The sequence below is a fragment of the Spiribacter sp. SSL99 genome, from assembly GCF_009805925.1.
GTDB lineage: Bacteria > Pseudomonadota > Gammaproteobacteria > Nitrococcales > Nitrococcaceae > Spiribacter > Spiribacter roseus.
On the sequence record NZ_MAOM01000011.1, the window covers coordinates 39,834 to 51,821 of the forward strand.

The 11,988-nt window shown below is 65.7% G+C and carries 13 protein-coding genes; 2 read left to right on the plus strand and 11 right to left on the minus strand.

Annotated features, from left to right (window positions below; genetic code table 11):
- Position 1: 1 nt before the first annotated feature.
- The 9 genes from BA899_RS02020 to BA899_RS02060 form a co-directional block, all read right to left on the minus strand.
- Positions 2 to 1,120 (minus strand): sulfate/molybdate ABC transporter ATP-binding protein, encoded by a 1,119-nt coding sequence (locus tag BA899_RS02020; RefSeq protein ID WP_148121688.1) that lies wholly within the window; start codon positions 1,118 to 1,120, stop codon positions 2 to 4.
- Between the two features lie 10 nt (positions 1,121 to 1,130).
- Positions 1,131 to 1,961, minus strand: a complete 831-nt coding sequence (gene cysW / locus BA899_RS02025) for a sulfate ABC transporter permease subunit CysW (protein ID WP_144347831.1) — start codon at positions 1,959 to 1,961, stop codon at positions 1,131 to 1,133.
- 3 nt (positions 1,962 to 1,964) lie between these two features.
- Entirely contained in the window at positions 1,965 to 2,819 is an 855-nt protein-coding gene (gene cysT / locus BA899_RS02030; RefSeq protein WP_148121689.1) for a sulfate ABC transporter permease subunit CysT, read from the minus strand.
- A complete protein-coding gene (gene cysP, locus BA899_RS02035) occupies positions 2,779 to 3,783 on the minus strand; it encodes a thiosulfate ABC transporter substrate-binding protein CysP (protein ID WP_148121690.1) in 1,005 nt (334 codons plus the stop codon). The genes cysT and cysP overlap by 41 nt, the downstream gene beginning before the upstream one ends.
- A 161-nt stretch (positions 3,784 to 3,944) precedes the next feature.
- Complete coding sequence (locus BA899_RS02040) at positions 3,945 to 4,877, minus strand: branched-chain amino acid ABC transporter permease (RefSeq protein WP_110882532.1); 933 nt, start codon at positions 4,875 to 4,877, stop codon at positions 3,945 to 3,947.
- Positions 4,877 to 5,737, minus strand: a complete 861-nt coding sequence (locus BA899_RS02045; RefSeq protein WP_110882533.1) for a branched-chain amino acid ABC transporter permease — start codon at positions 5,735 to 5,737, stop codon at positions 4,877 to 4,879. Before BA899_RS02045 ends, BA899_RS02040 begins: the two co-directional genes overlap by 1 nt.
- Before the next feature lie 6 nt (positions 5,738 to 5,743).
- Entirely contained in the window at positions 5,744 to 6,448 is a 705-nt protein-coding gene (locus tag BA899_RS02050; RefSeq protein ID WP_144347828.1) for an ABC transporter ATP-binding protein, read from the minus strand.
- Complete coding sequence (locus tag BA899_RS02055; protein ID WP_159299575.1) at positions 6,445 to 7,230, minus strand: ABC transporter ATP-binding protein; 786 nt, start codon at positions 7,228 to 7,230, stop codon at positions 6,445 to 6,447. The genes BA899_RS02050 and BA899_RS02055 overlap by 4 nt, the downstream gene beginning before the upstream one ends.
- A 14-nt stretch (positions 7,231 to 7,244) precedes the next feature.
- A complete protein-coding gene (locus BA899_RS02060) occupies positions 7,245 to 7,736 on the minus strand; it encodes a peptidylprolyl isomerase (protein WP_110882536.1) in 492 nt (163 codons plus the stop codon).
- Positions 7,737 to 7,873: 137 nt separating this feature from the next.
- On the opposite strand from BA899_RS02060, the gene BA899_RS02065 reads away from it, so the two are divergent.
- Positions 7,874 to 8,767, plus strand: coding sequence for a DMT family transporter (locus BA899_RS02065; protein WP_235013280.1), 894 nt, complete (start codon positions 7,874 to 7,876; stop codon positions 8,765 to 8,767).
- Positions 8,767 to 10,881 (plus strand): S9 family peptidase, encoded by a 2,115-nt coding sequence (locus tag BA899_RS02070; protein ID WP_159299576.1) that lies wholly within the window; start codon positions 8,767 to 8,769, stop codon positions 10,879 to 10,881. Before BA899_RS02065 ends, BA899_RS02070 begins: the two co-directional genes overlap by 1 nt.
- Here the strand turns inward: BA899_RS02070 and BA899_RS02075 are convergent.
- A complete protein-coding gene (locus BA899_RS02075; protein WP_148121693.1) occupies positions 10,842 to 11,372 on the minus strand; it encodes a DUF2058 family protein in 531 nt (176 codons plus the stop codon). The genes BA899_RS02070 and BA899_RS02075 overlap by 40 nt on opposite strands.
- Before the next feature lie 14 nt (positions 11,373 to 11,386).
- Entirely contained in the window at positions 11,387 to 11,845 is a 459-nt protein-coding gene (locus BA899_RS02080) for an SHOCT domain-containing protein (RefSeq protein WP_159299577.1), read from the minus strand.
- Between the last annotated feature and the right edge of the window lie 143 nt (positions 11,846 to 11,988).

Sequence of the window (11,988 nt, forward strand, 5' to 3'; positions counted from 1 at the left end):
CTCAACCCGCACCGGCCGCCGGGTCGGTGCGGGGCCAGACGATTGGCTGGGGCGCCTGGACGTAATCGCTGAACAGGTGGCCGTGCTCGGGAATCGCAAAATACCGTTCACCGCGCTGCGGTCTGCGGGCATCGAATGCCGAGTGCGAGATGCCCACTTCCCAGAGATCCTCACTTTCCCAGCCATCGGGGCGGAGTTCGATACGTACCTCCGCACCGATCAGATTGACCGCCTCGACCCGCAGGGGCAGATAGGCATCGGCGGTGGGCTGATCGACCAGTCGCAGGGCATGCGGGCGCACGTAGAGCTGCGCTGACTCCCCGGCATACGCAGCGGGCAGTCGGACGAACGCCACACCCTGGGTCAGGGCATTGTCATGCACCGACCCTGACAGCACGTTGACGCGACCCAGGAAGTCGAACACGAAACGACTCGCCGGATGCTGGTACAGGCGCTGCGGGGCATCGATCTGCTCGACACGGCCCTGGTTCATGACCACCACCTGATCGGACAGCTCCAGCGCCTCTTCCTGGTCGTGGGTAACGAACACGCTGGTGAAATGCAATTGATCGTGCAGATTCCGCAGCCACCGGCGAAGCTCTTTACGCACCCGCGCATCAAGGGCACCGAACGGCTCATCGAGCAATAGAATGTCAGGTTCCACCGCCAGCGCCCGGGCCAGAGCAATACGCTGTTTCTGGCCGCCTGATAGCTGGGCGGGATGGCGATCCGCGAGGTGGCCGAGCTGCACCATGTCGAGCAACTCATTCACCCGCTGCCGAATGCGTGTCGAATCAGGGCGCGTCCGGCGGGGCCGTACGCTGAGCCCAAACGCGACATTCTCGGCCACACTCATGTGCCGGAACAGCGCATAATGCTGAAAGACGAAGCCCACCCGCCGGTCCCGCACCGGCACATCAGTGACATCGCGACCAGCCAGCCGGACGCGGCCCCGATCGGGGGCTTCGAGCCCGGCGAGGATGCGCAGCAGCGTGGTCTTGCCTGACCCGGACGGGCCAAGCAGGGCGGTGAGCTGTCCCGCCGGGAGTTCCAGATCGATCCGGCCCAGGGCGTTCACGCCGCGGAAGGACTTTTCTATCGCATCAATCTCGATACTCATCCAATGATCCTCATGGACGGTCCTGCCGCCACTCGACGATGGATTTGGCGACCAGCGTGACCAGCGCAATCGCGGCCAGCAACGAGGCGGCGGCAAAGGCGCCGGCGACGTTGGCATCCTGATAGAGCAGTTCCACCTGCAACGGCAGGGTATTGGTCTGCCCCCGGATGCTGCCCGAGACCACCGAGACGGCACCGAACTCACCCACCGCCCGGGCGTTGGTCAGGATCACCCCATAGAGCAGCGCCCAGCGGATATTGGGCAGGGTCACCCGCCAAAACAGTTGCCAGCCCGAGGCACCCAGCACGACGCCGGCTTCTTCCTCGTCGCTGCCCTGCTGCTGCATGACCGGGATCAGCTCGCGGGCGACGAACGGGCAGGTCACGAAAATCGTGACCATCACGATGCCGGGCCAGGCAAACATCAGCTGGATGTCCTGACTGCCAAGCCATGCGCCGATCCCGCCGTTGCGCCCGTAGAGCAGCAGATACAACAGGCCGGCGACGATGGGCGAGACTGCAAAGGGGATGTCGATCAACGCGGTCAGCAACCGACGCCCGGGAAACCGGAAGCGGGTGACCAGCCAGGCCAGAAACACCCCGAAGACCATATTGAGCGGCACGGTCAGCAGCGCGACGAACAGTGTCAGACCGATGGCGTCCAGGGTGTAGGGATCGAGCAGCGTGCCGGTGTACCCGCTCAAGCCCTTGGCGAAGGCCTCGGTCACAATCACCACCAGCGGCATGAACAGGAAAAGCCCACTGATCAGCGTGGCGAGCCCGATCAGTATTCGCCGCACGGCGGCGCCGTCTCCCACCCGACGAGCGATGCGTGCCGGCATCGGCTAGCCCCCGCGCAGGCGCTTCACACTGCGCTCCTGCCAGATGTTGATCACCAGCAGCAGTACCAGCGAAGCGGTCAGGACCACCGCCGCAATGGCACTGGCTGCCGGGAAGTCGTATTCCTCGAGTCTCACAAGAATCATCAGGCTGATCACCTCGCTGATATACGGCGAGTTGCCAGCGATGAAGATCACCGCTCCGTACTCGCCCAGGCTACGCGCGAAAGACAGCCCACCGCCGGTGACGATCGCCGGCCACAGACTGGGCAGCAGGATGCGCCGAAACACCGTCAGGTCCGAGGCGCCCAGGCTCATGGCCGCTTCCTCGTCCTCACCGGGCAGATCTTCGAGTACCGGCTGCACAGTCCGCACGACGAACGGCACACTGGTGAATGCCATGGCCACTATGATGCCAAGCGGGGTGTAGGCCACTTCGATGCCCACCCGAGCCAGGGCCTGACCGTACCAGCCGTTCTCGGCGAACAGCGCTGCCAGAGTGATGCCGGCCACCGCCGTGGGCAGGGCGAAGGGCAGATCCATGAGGGCATCCAGCAGACGTCGCCCCGGAAATGAATAGCGTACCAGTACCCAGGCCATCAGGACCCCGAACACGCAGTTGAATAGTGATGCTGCCAGCGCGGTCAGGACGGTGACCCGGAAGGCGGCCACCACCCGCGGGTCGCTGATCACGAACCAGAACGCCTCCCAGCCCATCCCGGCTGCTCGGATGAACAGACCGGTGATGGGCAGGAGGACGACAAGGCCGAGAAAAAACAGCGAGACGCCGAGGCTCAGACCAAACCCCGGCAGGACGCGCTTAGCGACGCTGGAGCTGATCGAGTCTGCCTCCGCTTGCAAAGATCTCCATCGCGTTGTCCCAGCTGCCCGCAATTTCCTCGACGCTCAGCAGTTCGACGTTAGGGAACCGGTCTGCGTTTTCCGCCTGGACGGTATCGTCGTGGACCCGGTAATTGAAGCCGGCCAGCAGACGCTGCGCCTCGGTGGAGTAGAGGTGCTCGAGATAGGCCCGCGCCAGATCCTCAGTGCCGTTGGCTTCAACGTTCGCATCGATCATCGTGACGGGGAATTCGGCACGGAAACTGACCTCGGGCACTACGACCTCGAAGCGCTGGTCGGGATGCAGAGTGGCGATGTTGTTGACCTCGGACTCGAAGGTAAGCAGCACATCACCCAGGCCACGCTCGACAAACGTGGTGGTTGAGCCACGCCCGCCCGAGTCGAATACCTGCACCCGCTCGAGCAGATCGCTCAGGAAGGCATCGATGCGCTCGGGATCGTCGCCGAAGCGCTGTTGGGCGTAGCCCATGGCGGCGAGGAAGGTGTAGCGCGCGTTCCCGGAGGTCTTGGGGTTGGGCATGATCAGGTCAACATCCTCGCGCACCAGATCATCCCAGTTGTCGATATCCTTCGGGTTACCCTCGCGGACCAGAAAGGCCATGGTCGAGTAGTAAGGCGAGCTGTTGTTGGGTAGCCGGTCAGCCCAGTCCGTCGGGATCAGACGGCCGCGCTCGGCGAGGATGTTGACGTCGGTGACCTGGTTGTAGGTCACAACATCCGCCTTGAGCCCCTGCAGGATCGCACGGGCCTGCTTGGACGAGCCGGCATGGGACTGGCGGATGGTGACGGTCTCGCCGGTCTGCTCCTTCCAGTGGGCCTTGAACAGGGTGTTGTAGTCGGCGAACAGCTCCCGGGCGATGTCGTAGGAGGAGTTCAGCAGCTCGCGGGTCTGCGCCGAGGCCGGTGCCGTAACGGCAATGGCCAGCGCGAGCGCGGTGATCAGGGATCTGGTCGTCTGGGTCATGGCGATGAATGCTCCGATTGTCGACGGTTCAATATGCACTTTTGAACTATGAAAAGTGTCTCGTTAGAACCGGAAGATAGTCGGACAGTCGCTCAGCCACAATGGATCGAGCAGACGGATTCGGACTCAGCTTACAACCCTGAGTTATAGGGTGATGGCCGTCAGCGTTTCTCGCCGGGCATCGGCGGGCGCTTCTCCGGCAGCAGACCCTGCGGCCGGCTGACCAAGATGATCTGCAGCAGGATGCCGATCAGGAACACGCGGAAGGCGCTTTCGCTGCCGATCAGCGCAGTGGGCACCAGCCCGGCGATCATCTCGGTGGACGACCAGATCAGCCACACCACCAGCGCCCCCAGCATGGCGCCCAGGTTGTTGCCACTGCCGCCGGCGATGAGCATCACCCAGACGAGGAAGGTGCCGTAGAGCGGCCGGAAGGCCTCGGGGCTGACGAAGCCGACGAAGTGGGCATACAGCCCGCCGCCGAGCGCCATCAGGCAGGAACCGGTGACGAATGCCTGCCGCCGGAATCGCGCGATGTCCTTGCCCGCGGCGGCCGTGGCCGGTTCATTATCGCGGATGGCCCGCAGGACCCGGCCCCAGGGCGAGCGCCGGGCGATTTCCACCAGCAGCCAGGTGACCGCGACGAACGCGGCGATGATCAACAGGTATCCGTTGTTGCCCAGACCGAAGGGTTTCTCGATGCCAGGGATACCGCGTGTGCCGTTGCTCAGCCAACCCTCGTTGACGAAGAACAGGCGGATGATCTCGGCGATGCCGATGGTGGCGATGGCCAGATAATCCGTACGCAGCCGTGCGGTGATGCGGGCCACCAGCCACGCCACCGGGATACAGGCGATCACCGACCCGACCAGTCCCACCCCAAACGGCAGATCAAAGCCACCGACGCGGCCCTCGGCCGGGGCGGTGGTCAGGATGGCCGTGGTATAGGCGCCCACGGCAAAGAAGCCGGCGATGCCGATGTTGAACTGCCCGGTCATGCCCCACTGCATGTTCAGGCCCAGCGCCATGATCGCGTAGATGCCGACCAGGCTCAGAAAAAACACCGCGTAGGCGCTCAGTCCCGCAATGTCCATCAGGCATTCCCCTTAATAATGCCCTGGGGCCGGAAGACCAGCGTGGCCACCATGATGGCGAACGCCACCGCCGGCTTATAGGCCCCGGGAATGACCAGTGTCGAGAGCTCCATCGCACAACCGATCACCAGGCCGCCCAGAATCGCCCCGTACGGTCGGCCGATCCCGCCAAGGATGGTGGCGGCAAAGATCGGCAGCAGCAGTGTCCAGCCCATGACCGGATGCAGGCGCGTGTCCATGCCCAGGAACACGCCCGCCGCGGCGGCTAGCGCGCCGCCGATGCCCCAGGTCCACATGATCACCCGGTTGGCGGGGATACCGGTCACCAGGGCCAGGTCCATGTTGTCGCTCATCGCCCGCATGGCCTTACCCATACGGGTGCGGCTGAGGAACAGGTGTACGATCAGCACCAGTCCCGCCGCCGCGGCGAAGATCAGCAGGTGATCGGGCTTGACGGTGAGCGGACCGAATCGCAGCGGCAGCTGGATGCCCGCCTCGTAGACCTGGTTACTGCCGCCCCAGACCATCTGGATGAAGGACCGCAGGACCAGCGCGGTGGCGAACGAGGCGATCAGCAGGATCACCGGCTGCACCCGGCGGATGCGGCGATAGACCACCTGGTCGATGAGGATCGCCAGCCCACCGGTCAGCAGCATCGCCACGGGCAGTGCCGCCAGCACCGGCAGGTTGAACACCGTCACCACGGTGAGTGCGAAGTACGCGCCAATCGCCATGAAATCGCCGTGGGCGAAATGCGCGAAGCGCAGCACGCCGAAGATCATGGTGGCCCCCACCGCGCCCAGTGCCAGAATGCTGCCGAGCAGGATGCCGTTGATGAGCAGCTGGATGATCTCGATCATGTGCGCCTATCCACCCAGAAACATTTCGGCGACTTCGGTGTTGGCGAGCAGGGCGGGGCCGGTGTCCTCGTAGCGGTTCTCGCCGGTGGCCAACACATAGCCGCGATCGGCAGCCGCCAGGGCCTGACGGGCGTTCTGCTCGACCATGAGCACGCCGATGCCCAGCTGGTTGATGCCCCGGATGCGCTCGAACGTCTCGTCGATCAGCCGCGGTGACAGCCCGGCGGTGGGTTCATCGAGCATCAGCAGCGTCGGCTCGACCATCAGCGCCCGGCCCATGGCAACCATCTGGCGCTCGCCACCGGACATGACCCCCGCCTGCTGGTGGCGGCGCTCCTTGAGCCGGGGGAAGATCTCAAAGACCCGCTCCATACGCGGGCCGTTGGGGCCGCGCAGCACATAGGCGCCCAGCTCGAGGTTTTCCACCACGCTCAGGGACGGGAACACGTTGGCCTCCTGGGGGACGTAGGCGATGCCGCGGCTGACCATGCGCTCGGCGGGGCGGTTGGTGATGGCCTCGCCGCGATAGCGCACCTGACCGCTGCGGATGGGCACCAGCCCGAACATCGCCTTCATGGCGGTGGACTTGCCGGCACCGTTGGGTCCGATGATGACGACGATTTCGTCGGCCTCCACCCGCAGGTGCAGGTCGCGCAGGATGTCGACACCGCCGTAGCCGGCGTATAGCGCCTCGGCACTCAGCAGGCTCATGACGCGACCCCGCCGGCGTTGCCGCTGACGCCGGTGCCGAGATACGCCTCGCGGACCTGGGGATTACGGCGCAGCGTCGCCATGTCGCCCTCGGCGATCAGCTCGCCGTTGGCCATCACCATCACCGGGTCGCAGAGCCGCGCGATCAGGTCCATGTCATGCTCGATAACGCAGAAGGTGTAGCCACGCTCGCGGTTGAGCCGCTCGATGGCGTCAGCAAGCTTGCCGAGCAGCGTCCGGTTGACCCCGGCACCCGGCTCGTCGAGTAGCACCGCCTTGGCGTCGGTCATCATGGTGCGGCCCAGATCGAGGAGTTTTTTCTGTCCCCCCGAGAGATTGCCGGCCAGCTCGTTACGCAGGTGACCGATCTCAAGAAAGTCGAGCACCTCGTCGGCCTGGCGCAGGATGGCGCGGTCCTCCTCGATGACCCGCGGCCAGCGCAGCCAGCTGTGGATGAGGTTTTCGCCCCGCTGGTGGGCCGGCACCACCATCAGATTCTCGCGCACCGTCATGCGCGAGAATTCATGGGGGATCTGGAAGGTGCGCACCAGCCCTTGATGGAAGAGCTGATGGGTGGGCAGGCCGGTGATGTCTTCGCCGCGCAGGCGCACGACGCCACTGTCCGGTGCCAGGGCGCCGGCAATGATGCTGAAAAGCGTCGATTTGCCGGCGCCATTGGGGCCGATCAGCCCCGTGACACTGCCCTCGGCGACCGTGAACGAAACCGACCGCACTGCCTGCAGGCCACCGAATGCCCGGGAGATCCGCTCGATTTCGATCATGGGGTGGCCCTGGGTTATTCCGCCGCTTCGCCGTCGTGGTCGCCGTCGTGGACGTGGCCGTGCTCGAGCTCTTCGGCCGAGGCTTCGCGCACGTCCGAGACCTTGACCTTGAAGTTGAGCGTCTGGCCGGCGAGGGGATGGTTGGCATCCACCGTGACGTTGTCGCCGCTGACCGCGGCCACGGTCACCACCTGGGTGCCGGACTGGGTCTGGGCCTGAAAGCGCATCCCGGCCTCGACGTTGTCGACGCCCTCGAACATGCTCTTGGGCACGTCCTGCTGGAGGCGGTCATCACGCTCGCCATAGGCCTCTTCCGGCGGAATGCTCACGTCGACATCCTCACCGGCGGTCTTGCCCTCAAGGGCGTTCTCGAGCCCGGGGATGATGTTGCCGGCGCCATGCAGGTACTGCAGTGGCTGGCCTTCGGGGGAGGCGTCGAGCACCTCGCCCTCGGTGTCGCGCAGGGTATAGTCGATGGCAACCACCGCGTTCTTTTCGATCTGCATGGAATCCTCTGGATCTATTGAATTAAAGCGCTAGTGTAAACGCCCGCCAATCACCGGACAAACCTCGGTGGCTGGCCATTACGGCATGGGGGCGCTAGCCTTTCCGCCCTGTCCGACAACTCCCGGGAGGTAAGTCCTTGGCTGTCCCCACACCCGGCGCATCGCTTGCGCAGGCGAGTGATCATGCCCGCGGCCTGATGCTGGCCGGCGGTGCCGTGCTGCTGATCAGTTTTGATGCCCTGCTGGTGCGCTTGGCCGATGCGCCGCACTGGGATGTGGTGTTCTGGCGCGGCTTGCTCATCGCCCTGACCCTGGCCGCCTGGATGCTGGTCAGTGGCCAGCGCCTGCACCTGCCGCCGCGGCGGCGCGACCGCTGGCTGATCGGCCTGAGCGTGGTCATGCTCTCGGGCAACACCACGCTGTTCGTGCTGTCGGTGACCTATACGGCGGCGGCCAATACGGTGGTCATCCTGGCGGCGTCGCCGTTTTTCGCCGCCCTATTCTCGGCGCTGTTCCTGCGCGAGCGGGTGCCATTGCGCACCTGGGTGGCCATCGCAGCGGCCATGGCCGGGGTGATCGTGGTGTTTGGCGGCGGCATGCGCGGCGGCACCGGTCTGGGGGACTTCTTTGCCATGACCCTGGCGGTAACGGTGGGTGCGCATCTGACCATCCTGCGCCGGTTTCCGGCGGTGCCGCGGCTGCCGCTCATCTGCCTGTCGGGCGTGCTCGCCGCGCTCACCGCCGTCGCCTTCGCCAACCCGCTGGCCCTGAGTGCCGAGAGCTATGCGGTGATCGCGCTGATGGGGGTGGTGCAGATGCCGCTTGCCACCGTGATGCTGGCCGTGGCGACCCGTTACCTGCCCTCGCCCGAGGTCAGTCTGGCGCTGCTGGTCGAGACCGTGCTGGCGCCGATCTGGGTGTGGTGGGTGCTCGGTGAGGCGGTGCCGTCGCTGACCGCCGTGGGCGGATCCGTGATTCTATTGACCGTGGCGGTGCACGCCATGCTTGCCCTCAAAGAGGAGAAAACCTGATGGCGACGACGCCTGGCACCCCTGCGCCGGTGGCTGCGCGCCAGCCGGTGACCGACACCCGTCACGGCATCACCCGCGAGGATCCCTATGCCTGGCTGCGCGATCCGAACTGGCGCGAGGCGATGGTCGAGCCTGAGCGCCTTGACCCCGCGATCCGGGATTACCTGAGCGCGGAAAACGCCTACGCCGACTCGGTGATGGCGCCGCTTGAGGCGATCCGCACCGAGCTGGTCGCTGAGCTGCGCGGGCGCATCCGCGAGGATGATTCCAGTGTGCCGGCCCCCGATGGCCCATGGGCCTACTATTCGCGCTACCGCGAGGGCGGTCAGCATGTGCTGCTGTGCCGCCGTCCGCGGGAGGGCGGCGATGAGCAGATCCTGCTCGACGGCGACGCCGAGGCCGAGGGCAGCGACTACTTTCAGCTGGGCGGCGCCGCGCACAGTCCCGATCACCGCTACCTGGCCTGGGCCGAGGATCGCGCCGGCGCCGAGTCGTTCAGCCTGCGGGTGCGGGATCTGGCGACCGGCGGGGATCTGGCCGAGGTCATCCAGCCGGCGCGTGGCGACATCGCCTGGGCCAGTGACGGGCAGACGTTTCTCTACACCGTCATCGACGACGAGCATCGCCCGCGCTGGGTGTATCGGCATGTGCTGGGCACCCCGGCCGATGCCGACGAGGCGGTCTACACCGAGACCGATGCCGGCTTTTTCCTGGGCGTGGAGCGCACTGAAAGCGGCCGCTTCCTGATCATCGACAGTCACGATCACACCACCTCGGAGGTGCGCTGGCTGCCGGCCGACCGCCCGGCCGCCGAGCCGCAGCTGATCGCCCCGCGCGAGCGCGGCGTGGAGTATTCGGTGAGCGATCATGGCGATGAGTGGCTGATTCACACCAACGCCGACGGCGCCGAGGACTTCATGATCGCCCGTGCGCCGATCACCAGCACCGGCCGCGGCGACTGGACGCCGTTGGTCACGCACCGCCCCGGGCGGCTGATCGAGGGCATGCGCGTCTATGCCGACTGGCTGGTGCGCCAGGAGTTGGAGGATGCCGAGTCGCGGCTGGTGATCCGGGCCCTCGCGAGTGGCGCGGAGCAGGTCCTGGATCAGCCCGACCCCTGCGTTGAAGTGGGCCTGATGGGCGGGCTTGAGTACTGCACGGACTGGCTGCGCTTTGGGGTGAGCGGCTTTGCTCGACCCGCCCAGGTGTTCGACTACAACATGCGCAGCGGCGAGCGCGTGCTGCGCAAGACCCAGGCGGTGCCCTCGGGGCATGATCCGGCGGCCTATGTGTCACGCCGGCTGATGGCGACGGCACCGGATGGCGAGCGGGTGCCGATCTCGCTGTTCCACCGCCGCGACCTGCAGCCCGATGCCGACACGCCGCTGCTGCTCTATGGCTATGGCGCCTATGGCATCAGTGATCTGCCCGGCTTCAGTCCCAATCGGCTGTCACTGGTGGATCGCGGCTTCGTCTATGCCATTGCCCACGTCCGCGGGGGCAAGGAGCGCGGTTATCGCTGGTACCGCCAGGGGCGGCTGTCCGAGAAGGCCAATACCTTCAGCGATTACATCGCCTGCGCCGAGGCACTGATCGAGGCGGGCTACACCGGCACCGGGCGGATCGCGGCCCATGGCGGGAGTGCCGGCGGCATGCTGGTGGGGGCGGTGCTCAATCAGCGCCCCGAGCTGTTCCAGGCGGCGGTGGCGGACGTGCCGTTCGTCGACGTGCTCAATACCATGCTCGATCCCGACCTGCCGCTGACACCGCCGGAGTGGCCGGAGTGGGGTAACCCGATCGACAGTGCCCGCGCCTATGCCGATATCGCCGCCTATTCGCCCTACGACAACATCGCGCCGCGGGCCTACCCGGATCTGCTGGTGACCGCCGGGGTGTCGGATCCGCGGGTGACCTACTGGGAGCCGGCCAAGTGGGTGGCCCGGCTGCGCAGCGAAGGCCGGCCCGCCGGGACGGTGCTGCTGCACACCCACATGAGCGCCGGCCACGGCGGGCCGGGCGGGCGTTTCCAGTACCTCGAGGAGGTCGCCTACCGCTACGCCTTTCTGCTGTGGAGCTACCAGATCATATCGTCGGGGACCGGGAAGTCGGCGTAGGCATCGTCCTCATCGTCGCCGCCACTGTGCTCGGCGGTCCAGGCGATCAGAAACGGCGCCCGGGCATGGACGAACTCGACGATGTCCGCCGGGATCAGCCGGTAGCGCCCCCGGGTGCGGGCGATGGCGAGCCGTCCGGCCGCCAGATCGCGGCGCTGGGCGGCACTGACGTGGATCGGGCGGATGCGCCCGTTGTGGCTGAACTGAAAACGCTCATCGCCGTCGTGGCGGATCTGCGTGTCGAGGACCTTCTGCCGCGCCGCCTGTTCGGCCTCGTGCTGGCGCCGCTCTTCCTGGCGGCGGGCATTGAGGGTGCGGTCGCGGGCACGACGGTCGGCCTCGCGCTGGGCGGCGGCGTCGCTGGCGGCGGCCTGTTCGGCATCGGTTTCGCCGCGACGGCGCTTTTTGCGTTTGCTGCTGCGGGTCTTCTTGACCGACTGTTCGTCGACCAGACCCGACTTGAGCAGCTGATCGCGCAGGCTGTCACTCATGTGCCCTGGACCCTTCAGTAGGCTTCGTCGAGAACCCGCTCACGGAGCTGTTCGTATTCATTCTGATTGATCAGACCCCGATCGCGCAGCGCCTCGAGCTCTTCAAGCCGGCCGGCCAGCGAATCGGTGGCCGGGGCTGTGTTTTCGGAGCCTCTTGATTCGAACTCGGCAAACCCCTCCCCAATTATTCTGTAAAACCCGTTCGTGCAGAATCCTCTCTCACTGATATCGCCAGTGCCATCGACCCAGATATAATCCGCACCATTATTCTTGGCACGCTGCATCAAAACGGTTCGCGCCTCCTTTTCAGCCGCCCGTCGACTGCTTTGGATGTTGCATTGCGCCGAGGCGATCCCGCGGTGCATCCCAGTGCTACGTGCATCAAAGTCAGGTGGCGTTTTTGATAGGACGACATCTGCCGTGGCAACTCCAGAGGTGTCTCCCGTTAACTCGGAGAGGTTTGTCCCGGCCATATCAACGCCAGAACACCCCCCAATAACAGTCCCAAGTAGGCCAAGGGATGCAAGTAGGCTGAGTCTCATCAATCACTCCCGTTAGTTTAGCGTGAGTATTGCCGATGGGGGCGGGGCTTGGCCAGCCCGATACTTGGCCAGCC

What these genes read in the sequence shown, in the direction of transcription:
- BA899_RS02020 (WP_148121688.1), bottom strand. Translation starts at nt 1,120, where the DNA reads ATGAGTATCGAGATTGATGCGATAGAAAAGTCCTTCCGCGGCGTGAAC.
- cysW (WP_144347831.1), bottom strand. Translation starts at nt 1,961, where the DNA reads ATGCCGGCACGCATCGCTCGTCGGGTGGGAGACGGCGCCGCCGTGCGG.
- cysP (WP_148121690.1), bottom strand. Translation starts at nt 3,783, where the DNA reads ATGACCCAGACGACCAGATCCCTGATCACCGCGCTCGCGCTGGCCATT.
- BA899_RS02040 (WP_110882532.1), bottom strand. Translation starts at nt 4,877, where the DNA reads ATGGACATTGCGGGACTGAGCGCCTACGCGGTGTTTTTTCTGAGCCTG.
- BA899_RS02045 (WP_110882533.1), bottom strand. Translation starts at nt 5,737, where the DNA reads ATGATCGAGATCATCCAGCTGCTCATCAACGGCATCCTGCTCGGCAGC.
- BA899_RS02050 (WP_144347828.1), bottom strand. Translation starts at nt 6,448, where the DNA reads ATGAGCCTGCTGAGTGCCGAGGCGCTATACGCCGGCTACGGCGGTGTC.
- BA899_RS02055 (WP_159299575.1), bottom strand. Translation starts at nt 7,230, where the DNA reads ATGATCGAAATCGAGCGGATCTCCCGGGCATTCGGTGGCCTGCAGGCA.
- BA899_RS02060 (WP_110882536.1), bottom strand. Translation starts at nt 7,736, where the DNA reads ATGCAGATCGAAAAGAACGCGGTGGTTGCCATCGACTATACCCTGCGC.
- BA899_RS02070 (WP_159299576.1), top strand. Translation starts at nt 8,767, where the DNA reads ATGGCGACGACGCCTGGCACCCCTGCGCCGGTGGCTGCGCGCCAGCCG.
- BA899_RS02075 (WP_148121693.1), bottom strand. Translation starts at nt 11,372, where the DNA reads ATGAGTGACAGCCTGCGCGATCAGCTGCTCAAGTCGGGTCTGGTCGAC.
- BA899_RS02080 (WP_159299577.1), bottom strand. Translation starts at nt 11,845, where the DNA reads ATGGCCGGGACAAACCTCTCCGAGTTAACGGGAGACACCTCTGGAGTT.